Below are 15,500 nucleotides of genomic sequence, written 5' to 3' on the forward strand. Positions count from 1 at the left end.
CCCGGTGTCGACCGCCCGGTTGGAGCAGGGACGCAGTGGACCGGGCCGCCGGGACGCCCGTCTCGCCTCGCGCCTGGTCGGCATCGACGTGGCCCGGTGCGTGGCCCTGCTCGGCATGATGGCCACCCACATCCTCAACCCGGTCGACGCCTCTGGCCGCCTCGCGTGGCCCCAGGCCGTGGCCGGGGGCCGGTCCTCGGCGCTGTTCGCCGTCCTGGCCGGGGTGTCCCTGTCCCTGATGACCGGGCGGCAGCGCCCTCACACGGGGACCCGACGGCTCGGCGATGCTGCGGGGCTGGCGGCCCGGGCCCTGGTCATCGCCCTGGTGGGGCTGTGGCTCGGCCAGCTCGACACCCGGGTCGCCGTCATCCTCGTCTACTACGCCGCCCTCTTCCTCCTCGGCCTGCCGTTCCTGGGGCAGTCGGCGGGCACCCTGCTGGCCCTGGCCGGCTGGTGGTGCGTGGCGGCCCCGGTCGCCTCGCACGTGGTCCGCCAGGCGTGGGGGCCACAGCCGGCCACGGTGCCGACCACGGCCAGCGTGGACGCGCTCGGCGCGACGCTCGTCGACCTCCTGCTCACCGGCTACTACCCGGCCATCCCGTGGTTGACCTACCTGCTGGCGGGAATGGCGATCGGCCGTCTCGACCTGCGCAGCAGCGCCGTGGCGACCCGCATCCTCGCGGTCGGCTGCGCCACGGCCCTGGCCGCCTGGGGGCTGTCCTGGGCCCTGACCTCGCTGTCAGCAGCGCAGCAGGCCATGGTCACGAGCTCCCCCGGTGCAGCCTCCTGGGACGAGGTGGCCCCCCGCATCGCTCTCGGCATGGGCGGCACGACCCCCACCGACACGTGGTGGTGGCTGGCAGTGGCGGCGCCGCACTCGGCCACCCCGCTCGACCTGGCCCACACGACCGGTACCGCAGCCGCGGTGATCGGTGCCGCCCTGCTGCTCTCCCGGGCGGCGCAGGCCACCCGGTGGACGGGCGCCGCCTGGGCCACCCTGTTCGGCGCCGGCGCGATGACCCTGACGCTGTACAGCCTGCACGTCGTGCTGCTCACGCCGGGCCGCTGGCCCGAGCCGACCCTCGCCAACTACACCCGGCACGCCCTGCTGGCCCTGGCCGTCGGGGCCGCCTTCACCCTGGCCGGCCGGCGTGGCCCGCTCGAGGCGGTGGCGCGCTGGGCGGCCGCACAGGCTCGGCGCGCGGTCGTCCGCGGCCCGGCCGTGCCGACGGGGGACGGCCTGACCCGCTGAGGTCGGCCCGTCACCCCGCCGCGGTCACGGCCGCACCGTCAGGGGTAGTAGCCGGCTCCGCCGCCCCACAGGAAGGCGCTCCGCGCGGTGTTCCACCGTGTCGCGAGGTAGCTGCCGGTCCTGGGGCTGGTGTTGAAGAAGTCGTTCTTGTTGCAGTCCAGCCGCTCGTCGAGCAGCGTGGTGGAGCAGCTCGACCAGGTGGACACCCTCGACCCGCCCGCCCCGAAGTAGCACATGACGTCGCGCTCGTCGGTGCAGTGCAGGGAGGTGTTGCTGTGGGGGGCGCTCTTCTGCACCGCTCCGAGGGTGTGGAAGATCTCGTGCGCGACGGCGTTGCCCGACCAGCAGCCCAGGTCGACCCGGGCGAACTGCGGACCCCGGTTGTTGCGGTTCTTGCGCCCGGCCTGGTCGTCGTTGTAGGTCTGGCCCAGCCCACAGATGGCCCTGGCGTCGGCGAAGACGACGTACTTGCGCGCGGTGCTGGTGTAGCCCCTGGCGCTCAGGGCGGAGACGGTGCCCGAGAAGCTGGAGGCGGCCGACGCCGGGAGATTCACGACCGCCACGGACGGCTTGCAGTCGGACCCCGTGGCCAGCCGCAGCTGGCGGTAGCCGCCCGTCTGCTTGGCCGAGTAGTACACGATGTTGTTCGCGCGCAGCAGGGCGTCGACGATGTAGGGCCGCAGGGAGCCGATGCGGTTGGCCGAGGACCCGTAGTGGGCGTAGATGGCCTGCACGCGGTTGCCGCTCGTGCCGGGCGTCGTGCACGGGACGTTGCGCGGGCCGGTCACCGTCTTCGCGCCGATCGTCGCGGCCGCGGTCTCGGGCTTGAACGCGCCGTGCTCCTCCTCGACGGAGGCGACGGCGGGCGTGCCGGGGTCCGTCGCCGGAGTGGAGGCGGGGTCGATTACCGGATCGACGGCGGTGGCGGCGACGCCCGCAGGGGCGGCGCTCGCGGTGGCCACCACGGACGCGCCGGGCAGTCCGAGGGGGGCGGCGAGGGCGGCAGCGGCGAGGACGCCGAGCGCCAGCAGACGGGGGGAACGTAGCTGCGACACACCCGAAGCGTGAGGGACAAAGCATGACAGACCCGGATTTTTTACCGTCTCTATACGCTTTTGGGACGAGTTGCTGCCCTAGTCTTTACTCCGGCATTTGACGTAGTGTGCCACGCCTTCTGACGTAGGGCTAGGTCTCCTGACGCGCCCGCCGCCAGGCCCGGACCGCGGCCCGGTAGTGGCGCTGCTCCTCCTTGCGGTCGCGGCGCACCCGGCAGTCCTCCGCCTGCTCGAGCTCGCGGCGCCAGGCGGCGTCACGCGGCTCGGGCTCACGGCCGCTGTTGAGGTCGGCCATCATCCGCGAGCCGTCGCGCGCCAGCAGCAGCAGCGGGACCATCGCCGCCACGAGCACCACGGGCAGGAGCACCACGCCGATGCCCAGCAGCACGGCGGCTGGACGGCCGTCCTGCACCAGCGCGACACCGCGCCAACCGATGGTGCCGGCGTAGAAGCCGAGGACGAGCAGGAGGACGACCGCGGTGACGCGCTCGCGCACTAGTCGGCCAGCCCCAGGTAGTGCTCCAGCCCCACGGTCAGGCCGGGGTGGTCGGCGACCGCCCGCACCCCCGCCAGCACACCGGGCATGAACGAGACCCGGTCGAACGAGTCGTGGCGCAGGGTGAGCATCTCCCCCTCGCCACCGAAGAGCACCTCCTGGTGGGCGACCAGCCCGCGCAGCCGCACCGCGTGCACCGGTATGCCGTCGACGCGCGCCCCGCGCGCGCCGCCCGGGTCGTGCGCGGTGGCGTCGGGGACCTCGCCGAGCCCGGCCTCGTTGCGAGCGGCAGCGATGAGCCGCGCGGTGCGGGCCGCCGTTCCGGAGGGGGCGTCGAGCTTGTCGGGGTGGTGCAGCTCGATGACCTCCACCGACTCGTAGAACCGGGCGGCCTGCCGGGCGAACTGCATCATGAGGATCGCCCCGATCGCGAAGTTCGGGGCGATGAGCACACCGACCCCGGGCTTCTGGCCCAGCTGCTGCTCGAGGTCGGCGAGCCGCTCGTCGCCCCAGCCGGTCGTGCCGACCACCACGTGCACGCCACGCTCGACGCAGTGCCGGACGTGGCCGGGCGAGGCGTCGGGCACGGTCAGCTCCACGGCGACCTCGGCGCCACCGAGGTCCCCGAGGTCGTCCCCATGGCCGAGCCGCGCGACGAGCTGGAGGTCCTCCGCGGCCTCCACGGCCCGGCACGCCTCGCCCCCCATGCGTCCCCATGCTCCGATGACGGCCACCCTGATCCTGTCGCTCACGGACGTCAGGGTAGCCACCCGGCATACAGTGCCCGTCATGGACACCAGTGGTGCACGGGTGAAGGTGCTGCCTCCCCTGCTGTTCCTGGTCGTCCTCGCCGGCGCGCTGGTCGCCGACCGGCTGCTGCCCCTCCCCCTCCCCGGTGGCGGGGCACGGGTGCTGGCGGGAGCGGCGCTCGTCGTGGCGGGCCTGGCCGTGATGGCCTGGGCGGGGCGGGCCATGTGGGGCTCGCACACCACCGTGAGTCCGTGGGCCCGGGTGTCGGCCCTGGTGACCACGGGCCCGTTCCGGTTCACCCGCAACCCCATCTACCTCGGCGACCTGCTGGTCTACCTCGGCGCCGCCCTGTGGGTCGGCACCTGGTGGCCCGTGCTGTTCCTGCCAGTCCTCTTCCCTGCGGTGCAGTGGCTCGTCATCGGCCCGGAGGAGCGCTACCTCACCGCACGGTTCGGCGACGACTACACGGCATACCGCCAGCGCGTGCGGCGCTGGATCTGACCTCCGGCTCTGCCGCTGCGGACAGCACGAGGCGGGCCCAGCCGAACGGCTGGACCCGCCTCCCCTGCAGGACCGGCTACTTCGCTGCGTAGGCCCTGAGCCCCAGGACCACGGGGTCGTGGTCGGAGGAGCGGTACGGGTCGGGACGGTGGAAGTTCGTCCCGTGGTAGTTGAAGCGGCTGTACTCCAGGGCCACCGACTCGCCGGAGTTGATGTTCCAGTGGTCGGCGCCGGTGACGAGCTCGAGCGCCGCGTCGTTGACGAGCACGTGGTCGAGCGAGCCGGACAGGCCCGAGAACGAGTAGGAGTACGAGCCCTCGTCGAACTGCACACCGGCATTGGTGTAGCCGGCGTCGTAGAGGACGTCCATCGGGTCCTCCATGGCGTACGAGTTGTAGTCGCCCACCATGACGACCGCCTCGGTGCTCGTCTCGTCGAGGACCGTGGGCACCCAGTCACGCAGCGCCTGTGCCTGCAGGATGCGCGAGGTCACCGACGAGCCCTGCCCGTCACCGGTGTCCTCGTCGCCGGGGTGCGGCCCGGGCGACCCCTTGGACTTGAAGTGGTTGACCACGACGAGGAACTTCTCGCCCTTGCCGTTCTTCTGCTTGAAGACCTGGGCGATCGGCTCGCGGGCGTTGCCGAAGGCCTGGCCCTCGGCGCTCTGGTCCCCGAGGGCCCGCGACCGGTCGACGCGCATGACGGACGCGGGCTTGTAGATCATCGCGTTCGTGATGACGTCCTGTTCCGAGGCCGGCGGCAGCTCGGCGGACGACGGCACGAAGGCCCAGGTGCCTGCGCCCGCCTCGGCATTGAGCGCCGTCACCAGTGAGGCGAGCGCCTCGTCGGTGGGCTCGCCGAGCGCGGCGGAGTTCTCGATCTCCATGAGGCCGACGACGTCGGCGCCCAGCGCGTTGATGGCCGAGACGATCTTCTCCTGCTGGCGCTGGAAGTCCTGCGCGTCCCAGGCGCCGCGCTGGTCGCAGCCGGTGCGGACGTTGGTGCCGTCGCCCGTGCGGTCGGTGTAGGGGTCACACGCGGCGTCCTCGGTGCCGACCGTCGTGAAGTAGTTGAGGACGTTGAACGAGGCGACCCTGATGTCGGCCGTGCCGTGCCGGTTGACGTCGGCGCTCTTCGGCGCCGCGGTGCGGGTGTTGGTGAACTCCACCGGCGAGGCCTCGTTGTCAGGGCCCACGACCTGCTCGCGCGGCTGCAGCTTCCACCCGAAGCGGTAGTCGACGACCACGGGGGCGGCGAAGGCCACCGGCGCACCGACGCGCACCGGCTCTTCCTGCGAGACGTAGGCCGGGGTGAGGTCGCCGTTGGTCAGGCACGGGACCGGGCGCGGGTCGCAGAAGCCGGCCGAGAAGCTGGTGGCGAGGAAGTTGGTCGACGCGCCGTCGTCGAGGGTCACCGCGCGGGCGGTGTTGTCGGCCGCGACGGCCGTCGCCTCGGGCGACCCCGGTGCGGCCACCTCGGTGGGCTGGAGGAGCGGCTTGTCACCGGCAGCGAGACCGACCTCGCCGTACTGGTTGGTGCTGTAGGTGTTGGTCACCGTGAAGTCCCCGGACGGGTGGTAGAGCATGCCCTCGAGAGACTCGCGCTCGGCGCTGCTGCCCGGCCACGGGTTCGAGACCGGCACCACGTCGTCGAACGACTCGTCGGCGTCGACGATGTCGGCAGGCGCGGCCGTGATCTCCGTCAGGCCGTTGTACTCGCTGACCTTGCCGGTGACCTCGACGAAGTTGCCGATGACCGCGTCGGAGTCGAGCGAGCCGCTCGGCTGGAAGACGAAGATGCCGTCGGAGGCTGCGGACAGGTCGCGCTCGCCTCCGGTGCCCTCGGTCTGGAGGAAGAAGCCGCGGAAGCCGCCGGTCGGGTAGGCCGCGGTGACGACGCCCTGGGTCGTCACCTCCTGGCCGGCCAGCGGTGAGGACGCGCCGGTGCCCTGGATCTCGGCGATGGTCTTCTCGGCCGGTCCGGGCGGCGGAGGCGGCGGTGACACGCACGCGGTCCCGCACGCCTCGGGTGTCGGGGCGCCGGCGGCGAAGTCGAGCGCGTTGTCGGGCGTGTTCTGGGTGCCCTTGCGCGCCACGGAGGTCGTGTTCGTCGTTGCGGGGGCGGCCGCGTTCCCGGCGAAGTCGTTGGCCGAGCCCCAGCCGACGAAGTCCAGTACCTGGGGCAGGTCGGAGCAGGCATCCGAGCAGCCGGTCAGGGCTGCCGTCGTGGTGACCAGCGCCACCTTGCCGCCTGCGCCGCCCATGGCGATGGTGCCCTGGAGGTCCGAGGGCACGTCCTGGGCACCGGTGTTGGCGCCGGAGGCCTGGCGGACCACCAGGGTCTCGCCGGCCGGCAGCACACCCGTCAGGGCGGTGACCTGGAAGGCGCCGGTCCCGGTGGTGGAGTTGTACTGCACCGACCAGCCCTCGAGGCTGCGCGGCTCGTCGCCCACGTTGACGAGCTCGATGAAGTCGTAGCGGTAGGTCGCGCCGCTGTTGCCGCCCCCGCCGTAGACCTCGTTGATGACCACGTCGGCGCCGGCGGACGGCGCCGCCCCGGCGGGGGCGGCCGCCACCATGCCAGCGGCCAGCGCTCCTGCGCCGGCCACTGCTGCGATCTGCCTGCGATGTACGCGCACAGCAAGTCCTCCACACACTGAAGATCCCCAGTAGAAGCGCTGCCGGCCGCGGATGGGGGCCTGGCGCGCCCGTGCAGTAGACCACGCACACCTCGGCGCGTGAACCGTTCCCGGGAACCCGGAAGGTAAAACTCAGGCAAAGTCTCGCAGCGGCACCGCAGGGTCGGCGAGACGATCCCGATCGACCTCTCGGCGCGCGCGGATGACGGCCTTGACGTCGTCGATGACGTCCCAGGTGTTCACCGCCATCCCCGCCACCACGCGGTCGTCACGCACCCAGAAGGCGAGGAACTCGCGCGTCGCGAGGTCCCCGCGCACCACGACCTCGTCCTCGGGTCGCCCGAGCCCGATGTACTCCATCCCGAGGTCGTACTGGTCGGTGTAGAAGTACGGCAGCTCGTCGTAGACCCCCTCCTGGTCGAGCATGGCGGCGGCGACCGCGGCGGGCTGGTTGAGCGCCGTGGCCCAGTGCTCGACCCGCACGTGCTCGTCGAGGAAGGGCAGGAAGTGGTTGGCGACGTCGCCGACCGCGAAGACGTCGGCGTCGCTGGTGCGCCCCTGCGCGTCGACCACGATGCCGTTGTCGAGGCGCAGGCCCGCGAACTCCGCGAGCTCGATGTTGGGCAGCGCACCGATGCCGACGACGACTGCGTCGGCCGGCACGGCGGTCCCGTCGGCGAGCCGCACGCCGCGCACCTGGCCGAGCTCACCCTCGATGGCGGCCACCTCGACGGAGGTGCGCAGGTCGACGCCCTTCTCACGGTGCAGGTCGGCGAAGACCGCGGCGAGTGTCGGCCCGAGCACCCGCACCAGGGGGATGTCGAGCGCCTCCAGCACCGTGACGGAGGAGCCGGCCTCGACCGCCGCCGAGGCCGCTTCGAGCCCGATCCAGCCGCCGCCGATGCTCACCACCCGCGCGCCGGGCCGGAAGGCGGCGCGCAGCCTTTCGCTGTCCTCGATCGTGCGCAGGTAGAGCACGCCGTCGAGCTCGGCCCCCGGCAGGTGCAGCTGGCGGGGACTGCTGCCGGTGGCGATGAGGAGCCTGTCGTAGCGCACCCGCTCGCCCGCGTCGGTGCCGACCTCGTGGTCGAGCAGCGCGAGCTCGGTGACCCGCGTCCCGAGGTGCAGGCCGACCCGGTGCTCGCGGTACCACTCCCGCGTGTGCACGAAGGCGTCGGCCAGGCCCTCACCGGTCTTGAGGTAGCCCTTGGACAGCGGCGGCCGCTCGTACGGCAGGTGCGGCTCTGCTCCGTAGAGCTCCACCGCGCCCTCGAAGCCCTTCTCGCGCAGCGCCTCCACCGCCTTGGCACCCGCGAGACCACCGCCCACGACGACGAACGTGCTGCTGTCGGCCATGCTCCAGCATCGGGCCAGCTGCCCCGGCTAGGCAACGCCTCGCCGCAAAGGCGACGGGCCGGCATACCGCAGTGGTATGCCGGCCCGTCGCCGTTTCGTGCGTGGCGTCAGTTCGCCGCGTCCTCCGAGGAGGCGGGGGCGCCGCCCTCGTGGGCCTCGACCAGCTGGTCGGCCTCGGGGGTGTCGGTGCCCTGCTCGGCGCGGTCGCCACGGTCGCCGCGGCGGCGACGGTTGCGGCTGCGGCCGCCCTCGCGACGCTCGCCGCGCTCCTCGCGGTCACCACGGTCGGCCTGCTCACCGGCGTCGGCCGAGCCGTCCTCCTCGGACGTGGCGGCAGCCTCGCCGCCCTCGCCCTCGGCCAGGACCGCGGCGAGCGAGAGCTTGCCGCGCGGGTCGATCTCCTTGAGCTCGACCTGGACCTTCTGGCCGATGGAGAGGACGTCCTCGACCGCGTCGATCCGCTTGCCGCCGACGAGCTTGCGCACCTCGGAGATGTGCAGCAGGCCGTCCTTGCCGGGCAGCAGCGAGATGAACGCACCGAAGGTCGTCGTCTTCACGACGGTGCCGAGGAAGCGCTCGCCGACCTCGGGCATCTGCGGGTTGGCGATCGCGTTGATCGCCGCGCGCGCAGCCTCGGCGGAGGGGCCGTCGGTGGCGCCGATGTAGACGGTGCCGTCGTCCTCGATGGAGATGTCGGCGCCGGTGTCCTCCTGGATCTGGTTGATCATCTTGCCCTTCGGGCCGATGACCTCGCCGATCTTGTCGACCGGGACCTTCACCGAGATGACGCGGGGTGCGAACGGCGACATCTCGTCCGGGGCCTCGATGGCCTCGTTCATGACGTCGAGGATGTGCAGGCGGGCGTCACGGGCCTGGGTCAGCGCGCCGGCCAGCACCGAGGCGGGGATGCCGTCGAGCTTGGTGTCGAGCTGGATGGCCGTGACGAACTCGCGGGTGCCGGCGACCTTGAAGTCCATGTCGCCGAACGCGTCCTCGGCGCCGAGGATGTCGGTCAGCGCGGCGTACTGCGTCTCACCGTCGACCTCGTCGGAGACCAGGCCCATCGCGATGCCGGCGACCGGGGCGCGCAGCGGCACACCGGCGTTGAGCAGCGAGAGGGTGGAGGCGCAGACCGAGCCCATCGAGGTTGAGCCGTTGGAGCCCAGCGCCTCGGAGACCTGGCGGATCGCGTAGGGGAACTCCTCGCGCGTCGGCAGCACCGGCATGAGCGCGCGCTCGGCCAGGGCGCCGTGGCCGATCTCGCGGCGCTTCGGCGAGCCCACGCGACCGGTCTCACCGGTGGAGAACGGCGGGAAGTTGTAGTTGTGCATGTAGCGCTTGCGCGTCACCGGGGAGAGGGTGTCGAGCTGCTGCTCCATGCGCAGCATGTTCAGCGTCGTGACACCCATGATCTGGGTCTCGCCGCGCTCGAAGATCGCCGAGCCGTGCACGCGCGGCAGGACCTCGACCTCGGCGCTCAGCGCGCGGATGTCGGCGAGGCCACGGCCGTCGATGCGGACCTTGTCGCGCAGGATGCGCTGGCGGATGAGCTTCTTCTGCACGGAGCGGTAGGCAGCGGAGATCTCCTTCTCGCGGCCCTCGAACTGCTCGGCGAGGGAGGCCTTGACGGCGTCCTTGATCTCGTCGATGCGGTCCTCGCGCTCCTGCTTGCCCGCGATGGTGAGCGCCTGCGTGAGGTCACCGGACACGGCGGCCTCGACCGCGGCATACACGTCGTCCTCGTAGTCGAGGAAGATCGGGAACTCCTGGACCGGCTTGGCCGACTTGCTGGCCAGCTCGGCCTGGGCGTCGCAGAGCGCCTTGATGAACTTCTTGGAAGCCTCGAGGCCCTCGGCCACGACCTCCTCGGTCGGCGCCTGCTTGCCCTCGTTCTTCACGAGGTTCCAGGTGGCGTCGGTGGACTCGGCCTCGACCATCATGATCGCGACGTCGTCACCGACGACGCGGCCGGCGACGACCATGTCGAAGGTCGAGCGCTCGGCGTCGGAGAAGTTCGGGAACCCGACCCACTGGCCGTCGATCAGCGCGACGCGGACGCCGCCGATCGGGCCGGAGAACGGCAGACCCGAGATCTGCGTCGAGGCGCTCGCGGCGTTGATGGCGAGCACGTCGTACTGGTGGTCGGGGTTGAGCGCGAGCACCGTGATGACGACCTGGACCTCGTTGCGCAGGCCCTTGGTGAAGGTCGGACGCAGCGGGCGGTCGATGAGGCGGCAGGTGAGGATCGCGTCCGTGGACGGGCGGCCCTCGCGACGGAAGAACGAGCCGGGGATCTTGCCCGCGGCGTACATGCGCTCCTCGACGTCGACCGTCAGGGGGAAGAAGTCGAAACCCTCGCGCGGGCTCTTGCCGGCGGTGGTGGTGGAGAGGAGCATCGTGTCCTCGTCCAGGTAGGCGCTGACTGCGCCACCGGCCTGCTTGGCCAGGCGCCCGGTCTCGAACCGGACGGTGCGGGTGCCGAAGGAGCCGTTGTCGATCGTGGCTTCGGCGAACTGGATGTCTGGACCCTCCATTGGGCCCTCCTCTGTGTCTCTCAAAGACGTGTTGTCTCTCAACGAACCTCGTGCATCGTCGTTGTGCACGGGTTTTCTTCTCTGGTCATTCCTGTATGAAGTTGTCGCGGGCGGGGCCCGCCGGACCTGTGGTCCTGGTCCTCATACGAGAAGGAGCGGCCCGCGCGTGGTGCGGGACCGCTCCTCATCGGATGTCTTAGCGACGCAGACCGAGGCGCTTGATCAGCGAGCGGTAGCGCTCGATGTCGACGCTCTCGAGGTAGCGCAGCAGGCGACGACGCTGGCCGACGAGCAGCAGGAGGCCGCGGCGGCTGTGGTGGTCGTGCTTGTGCTCACGGGAGTGCTCGGTGAGGTCCTTGATCCGCTGGGTGAGCAGCGCGATCTGCACCTCGGGAGAGCCAGTGTCGCCCTCGGCGGTGGCGTACTCGGCCATGATCTTCTTCTTGACGTCAGCGCTCAGCGGCATGGGACGGCACTTCTCCTTCTGGTGATCGTTGCGCGGTGCGCCAGGGCTGGTTCACCTGGGCTCTCTGAATCCGCGGCCGGCCTACGGCAGGGATCAGGCTATCAGCGGCGGCCGGGCGGCCCTAATCGCGCGGCCGCCGGCCACATCGCGCAGACACGGGCAGGGTCCCCCGTTCGGGTGACCAGCGTGCCCTACTGTTCCGCCTCGTGCAGCAAACAGAGATCGACGGCGTCCCCACCTTCTGGGAGCAGGGCCCGGAGCCCTTCACCGGATCGCTCGTCTTCGGGGTGGGCGCCCGGCACGAGACCTTCCGCACCGCACAGGTCGCGCACCTGGTCGAGCACCTGGTCATGTCGACGATGCCCAAGTCCCACCTCGACCACAACGCGCGGGTCGAGATCGACACGACGACGTTCCACGCCACCGGCCCATGCGAGGCCGTGGTCGACTTCCTGGAGCGGGTGTGCCGTGCGCTCGCCGACCTGCCCCTGCACCACCTGGAGCGGGAGGCCGGCGTCCTCGAGGCCGAGGAGGGCTCGTCCGAGCACCCCGCCCTGTGCTGGGCGCTGGACCGCCGCTTCGGGCGGTCGGGTCCGGGACTGCTCAGCTGCACGGGGCCGGGGCCGAAGCGCATCACGCACGAGCAGGTCAGCGACTTCGTGGCCCGCCACTTCGTCCGCGCCAACGCGGTGCTGGTGCTGACCGGGCCGCCGCCGGAGGGCCTGCGCCTGCCGCTGCCCGCCGGGCCGCGCCCGCTGGAGGCCGCGGGTAAGGCCTCCGCCCTGCCCCTTCCGGGGTTCGTGCGTGACGAGATCCCGCACCCCACCCTGTCGTTCACCCTCCCGCGCGAGGAGTGGACCGGGTCGCTCGTCCGCATCCTCGCCGAGCGGGTGCTCGACGAGATCCGCCACCAGCGCGGCATCGCCTATGACGTCGACCTCGCCACGGCCCGGCTCGATCCCGACCGGACGATCCACGCCCTCTTCACGGACGGCCACGAGGACCAGGCGGCCACCATCGCGACCACCATCTGGTCATCCCTCAGGGACCTCGCCGAGCACGGCCCCTCGCAGGAGGAGCTCGACCACGACCGCGCCGGCTACGCGGCCTACATCGACGACCCCAGGGCCGGGGTGGACTGGCTCGAGGGCCTGGCGTACCGGCACCTGCACGGGGAACCGCTGTGGCTGCGGGAGGAGTCCCGCGAGCGCTTCGCCGCGGTCACCGTGGCGGACGTGCAGCGCTGGGCGCGCATGGCGCTCGACACCGCGCTCCTCGGTGTGCCGGCGGGCGTGCCGGACGACCTTGCGGACCAGCTCCCCGGACTGCCGGACCTCACGGAGTGGGAGCGCCCCTCGGATCCCCCCGTGGAGGGCGTTCGCTTCGGGCGCAAGCTGATGACCCTGTGCCCACGCGACCTGTCGGTCACCGTGGGTAAGAGCGGCATCTCCCAGACGGCGCTCGGGCTCACGGTGTCGGCGCCGTGGGACGAGGTCGTGGGCGTGGCGGCCGCGCCAGGTCTGCGTCTGGTGCTCCTCGAGGGCGGTGAGCAGTTCCTGCTGTGGCAGCGACACCTCAAGGACGCCGACCGGCTCTTCGCCCTGGTGGACGGGCGCACCCGCGACGTCTGGTTCGAGGCCAGCGAGAAGGAGATCCTCCACGACTGACGCCCGGGTGCACGGCATCCGCCTGTGCCTGATCACCTAGCCGTTTGGTGGGTCGGGCGGCTCGTCGGCGGGCTCGAGTCCCAGCCGTTCGCGGATCTCCGCCTCCCGATGGGACCACCACGGCGCCCGGCCGTAGCGGCGGTGGAGCCGACGGTACTCGAGCTCTCGAATGGCCGGATGACCGTCCTGCGCCTCACCGGCTCCCCTGGCGAGGTCTCTGCGCTCCCGCAGGTGGTACCAGCCCTTGGCCTCGGGGCGGTCGTAGCGGGGCGAGGTGATGCGCTCGGCCGGGACGGCGTCCGGGGGAAGGACGTCGAGGTGGGCGGGGAACCGCCGACCCGCGTTGTCGCGCACGCTGTCCTCCGCAAACCCGTGCAGCTCCTCGCCCCCGGGTGCGAGCACTGCGAGCCTCAGGCCCGCGGCAGCCAGGAGGCTGCCGAACACCGCCACCCGCACATCCCGATCCCCCGACTCGATGGCCGCGATGGTCGACTGCGCGACCCCGGACAACCGCGCCAGGTCGCGCTGGCTCAGGTCGGCAACCCTGCGGGCACGGACCAGCAGCGGTCCCGCCTCGAACGTCGGCTCCCCCATCTCCACCTCCCGTTGTGTTCGACCCACCGTGACACCGGGCGCTGACAGCAAGGGCTGGGCCGGCCGCTCGTGCCGTCACCGAAGGGCGGCGCGCCCGTGCCTACGACACTGATCCGGATATGCGATCAGTGTCGTAGGCAGCCGAACACCTCTTGACGGCCGGCACTGCCGCCACGCGATCAGGAAACCGAGGAGGTGGCCGAGGAGGTGGCCGAGGAGGCTGCCCGCCACTGGTCGGCGCGGATGGCGTAGAACGCGAGGTCGGTCCACTCCCCCTTGAACCACGACGCCTGCTCGAAGAGGCCCTCGCGCCGCATGCCGAGCCGCTCGCACAGGCGCACTGACGCCTCGTTGCGAGGCTCCACCTTGGCCCAGACGCGGTGGACGCCGAGGTCCTCGAACGCAGCGCGCATGAGGGCGCGGGCAGCCTCCGTGGCGTAGCCGTTGCCGGCGACGTCGGGGGCGAACACCCAGCCGAGCTCGACCTGGCGGCCGTCGGCCCCGCCGAGAGCGGCGAGGTGGATGAGCACGTCGCCGACCACCCGCCCGTCGAGCTCCACCGCCAGGGTCAGAGCGGGCCGGTCGGCGTCGATGCGCCCGGCACTGGCCCGCTCGGCGACGAGGTCGGCGACCTCCTCCCGGGTCCGCGGCTCGCCCGGGATGAAGCGCACCACCTCGGGCACCGAGCGGTAGGCGAACACGTCCGCCTCGTCCCCCGGGCGGAAGCTCCGGAGGACGAGGCGGTCGGTCGTGATCGGAAGCCGCACGCGCGGCATACCGGCGCCTCCTGGGGCTAGAGGTTGATCATGTGGCCGGCGATGCCCTCGACGGCCTCCTTCATGGCCTCCGAGAGCGTCGGGTGGGCGAAGATGTTGCGCGCCACCTCGTCGGCGGTGAGGTCCCACATCTGCGCCAGCGTCAGCGCCGGCAGCAGCTCGGTGACCTCGGGGCCGATCAGGTGGGCGCCGATGATCTCGTTGTGCTCGGCATCGGCCACGATCTTGACGAAGCCCACGCCCTCGGCCATGCCGCGAGCCTTGCCGTTGGCGGAGAACGGGAACGACGACGTCTTGACGTCGTAGCCCTTCTCCTTCGCCTGCTCCTCGGAGTAGCCGAACGACGCGATCTGCGGCTGGCAGAAGGTCGCCCGCGGGATCATGTCGAAGTTGATCTCCTGCGTCTCCGCGCCGGCGATGGTCTCGGCCGCGACGACACCCATGGCCTCGGCGGTGTGCGCGAGCATGAGCTTGCCGGTGACGTCGCCGATCGCGTAGACGCCGTCGACGTTGGTGCGACCGCGCGCGTCGATGGCGATGGCCCCGCGGTCGGTGGTCTCGACGCCGGTGTTCTCGAGGCCGTAGCCCTCGAGGCGCGGGGCGAACCCGATGGCCTGGAGCACCTTGTCGGCCTCGAGCACCTGCTGCTCGCCGCCCTGTGCCGGGGAGACGGTGACGCGCACGCTCGAGCCGGTGTCCTCGATGGCCTCGACCTTGGTCGACAGCATCACCTTGACGCCAAGCTTCTTGTACTGCTTCAGCAGCTCCTTGGAGACGTCGGCGTCCTCGGTCGGCACCATCCGGTCGAGGAACTCGACGATGGTCACGTCGACGCCGAAGTTCTTCATGACGTAGGCGAACTCGACGCCGATCGCGCCCGAGCCGGCGATGATGATCGAGCCCGGCAGCTGGTCGGTGAGGATCTGCTCCTCGTAGGTGACGACGCGCTCGGAGAGCGACGTGCCCGGGATGAGCCGGGTCGTGGCGCCGGTGGCGATGATGAGGTTGTCGCAGGTGACCGTCTGGGTCTGGCCGTCGGCGCCCTTCACCTCGACGGTCCTGGGGTCCTTGATGGTGCCCCAGCCGTCGAGCTCGGTGATCTTGTTCTTCTTCATCAGGTAGTGCACGCCCTTGGCGCTGGCCTCGGCGACCTTGCGGCTGCGGGCATGGGTGGCACCGAAGTCCATGGTGGCGTCACCGGAGATGCCGAAGGTGGCCTTCTCGTGCGTGATGATGTGCGCGATCTCGGCGTTGCGCAGGAGCGCCTTCGAGGGGATGCACCCCACGTTGAGGCAGACACCTCCCCAGTACTTCTCCTCGATGACCGCGGCCTTCAGCCCCAGCTGCGAGGCGCGGATCGCCGCGACGTAACCACCCGGACCAGCACCCAGCACCACAACGTCGAAGTCAGCCAT

The 15,500-nt window shown here is 71.5% G+C and carries 13 protein-coding genes; 3 read left to right on the plus strand and 10 right to left on the minus strand.

All coding sequences use genetic code 11. From position 1 onward, the window contains the following. Positions 1-4: 4 nt before the first annotated feature. Positions 5-1,252 (plus strand): heparan-alpha-glucosaminide N-acetyltransferase domain-containing protein, encoded by a 1,248-nt coding sequence (locus tag P0Y31_RS10760; RefSeq protein WP_275869219.1) that lies wholly within the window; start codon positions 5-7, stop codon positions 1,250-1,252. A 38-nt stretch (positions 1,253-1,290) separates the two neighbouring features. Here P0Y31_RS10760 and P0Y31_RS10765 read toward each other — a convergent pair whose 3' ends face one another. The 3 genes from P0Y31_RS10765 to dapB all read right to left on the minus strand — a co-directional run bounded on the left by P0Y31_RS10765 (position 1,291) and on the right by dapB (position 3,594). After that, positions 1,291-2,307: a hypothetical protein gene (locus P0Y31_RS10765; RefSeq protein WP_275869220.1), complete on the minus strand. Its 1,017-nt coding sequence runs from the start codon at positions 2,305-2,307 to the stop codon at positions 1,291-1,293. A 130-nt stretch (positions 2,308-2,437) separates the two neighbouring features. Then, positions 2,438-2,803 (minus strand): hypothetical protein, encoded by a 366-nt coding sequence (locus P0Y31_RS10770; protein WP_275869222.1) that lies wholly within the window; start codon positions 2,801-2,803, stop codon positions 2,438-2,440. Further along, entirely contained in the window at positions 2,803-3,594 is a 792-nt protein-coding gene (gene dapB, locus P0Y31_RS10775) for a 4-hydroxy-tetrahydrodipicolinate reductase (protein ID WP_275869223.1), read from the minus strand. Before dapB ends, P0Y31_RS10770 begins: the two co-directional genes overlap by 1 nt. Between dapB and P0Y31_RS10780 the strand changes: the two genes are divergently transcribed. After that, positions 3,593-4,054: an isoprenylcysteine carboxylmethyltransferase family protein gene (locus P0Y31_RS10780; protein ID WP_275869225.1), complete on the plus strand. Its 462-nt coding sequence runs from the start codon at positions 3,593-3,595 to the stop codon at positions 4,052-4,054. The genes dapB and P0Y31_RS10780 overlap by 2 nt on opposite strands. A gap of 76 nt (positions 4,055-4,130) precedes the next feature. Here the strand turns inward: P0Y31_RS10780 and P0Y31_RS10785 are convergent, their stop codons facing one another. The 4 genes from P0Y31_RS10785 to rpsO form a co-directional block, all read right to left on the minus strand. Then, on the minus strand, positions 4,131-6,662 hold the full coding sequence (locus P0Y31_RS10785; RefSeq protein WP_275869227.1) for an ExeM/NucH family extracellular endonuclease: 2,532 nt from the start codon (positions 6,660-6,662) through the stop codon (positions 4,131-4,133). A gap of 162 nt (positions 6,663-6,824) precedes the next feature. After that, positions 6,825-8,048 carry an FAD-dependent oxidoreductase gene (locus P0Y31_RS10790; protein WP_275869228.1) on the minus strand — a complete coding sequence of 408 codons (1,224 nt, stop codon included), beginning with the start codon at positions 8,046-8,048 and terminating at the stop codon, positions 6,825-6,827. A gap of 107 nt (positions 8,049-8,155) precedes the next feature. Next, complete coding sequence (locus P0Y31_RS10795) at positions 8,156-10,582, minus strand: polyribonucleotide nucleotidyltransferase (protein ID WP_275869230.1); 2,427 nt, start codon at positions 10,580-10,582, stop codon at positions 8,156-8,158. 196 nt (positions 10,583-10,778) lie between these two features. After that, a complete protein-coding gene (rpsO, locus tag P0Y31_RS10800; protein WP_275808962.1) occupies positions 10,779-11,048 on the minus strand; it encodes a 30S ribosomal protein S15 in 270 nt (89 codons plus the stop codon). Positions 11,049-11,254: 206 nt separating this feature from the next. On the opposite strand from rpsO, the gene P0Y31_RS10805 reads away from it, so the two are divergent. After that, positions 11,255-12,715, plus strand: coding sequence for a hypothetical protein (locus tag P0Y31_RS10805; RefSeq protein WP_275869232.1), 1,461 nt, complete (start codon positions 11,255-11,257; stop codon positions 12,713-12,715). Positions 12,716-12,751: 36 nt separating this feature from the next. Here the strand turns inward: P0Y31_RS10805 and P0Y31_RS10810 are convergent, their stop codons facing one another. The 3 genes from P0Y31_RS10810 to lpdA all read right to left on the minus strand — a co-directional run bounded on the left by P0Y31_RS10810 (position 12,752) and on the right by lpdA (position 15,500). Beyond that, positions 12,752-13,309, minus strand: a complete 558-nt coding sequence (locus P0Y31_RS10810; protein WP_275869234.1) for a helix-turn-helix transcriptional regulator — start codon at positions 13,307-13,309, stop codon at positions 12,752-12,754. Between the two features lie 179 nt (positions 13,310-13,488). Next, positions 13,489-14,085, minus strand: coding sequence for a GNAT family protein (locus tag P0Y31_RS10815; protein ID WP_275869236.1), 597 nt, complete (start codon positions 14,083-14,085; stop codon positions 13,489-13,491). Positions 14,086-14,102: 17 nt separating this feature from the next. Continuing rightward, entirely contained in the window at positions 14,103-15,500 is a 1,398-nt protein-coding gene (gene lpdA, locus P0Y31_RS10820; protein ID WP_275869238.1) for a dihydrolipoyl dehydrogenase, read from the minus strand.

This window comes from Knoellia sp. 3-2P3, from assembly GCF_029223115.1.
In the GTDB taxonomy this organism is placed as follows: domain Bacteria; phylum Actinomycetota; class Actinomycetes; order Actinomycetales; family Dermatophilaceae; genus Pedococcus_A.

What these genes read in the sequence shown, in the direction of transcription:
- P0Y31_RS10780 (WP_275869225.1), top strand. Translation starts at nt 3,593, where the DNA reads ATGGACACCAGTGGTGCACGGGTGAAGGTGCTGCCTCCCCTGCTGTTC.
- dapB (WP_275869223.1), bottom strand. Translation starts at nt 3,594, where the DNA reads ATGACGGGCACTGTATGCCGGGTGGCTACCCTGACGTCCGTGAGCGAC.
- P0Y31_RS10790 (WP_275869228.1), bottom strand. Translation starts at nt 8,048, where the DNA reads ATGGCCGACAGCAGCACGTTCGTCGTCGTGGGCGGTGGTCTCGCGGGT.
- P0Y31_RS10795 (WP_275869230.1), bottom strand. Translation starts at nt 10,582, where the DNA reads ATGGAGGGTCCAGACATCCAGTTCGCCGAAGCCACGATCGACAACGGC.
- rpsO (WP_275808962.1), bottom strand. Translation starts at nt 11,048, where the DNA reads ATGCCGCTGAGCGCTGACGTCAAGAAGAAGATCATGGCCGAGTACGCC.
- P0Y31_RS10810 (WP_275869234.1), bottom strand. Translation starts at nt 13,309, where the DNA reads ATGGGGGAGCCGACGTTCGAGGCGGGACCGCTGCTGGTCCGTGCCCGC.
- P0Y31_RS10815 (WP_275869236.1), bottom strand. Translation starts at nt 14,085, where the DNA reads ATGCCGCGCGTGCGGCTTCCGATCACGACCGACCGCCTCGTCCTCCGG.
- lpdA (WP_275869238.1), bottom strand. Translation starts at nt 15,500, where the DNA reads ATGGCTGACTTCGACGTTGTGGTGCTGGGTGCTGGTCCGGGTGGTTAC.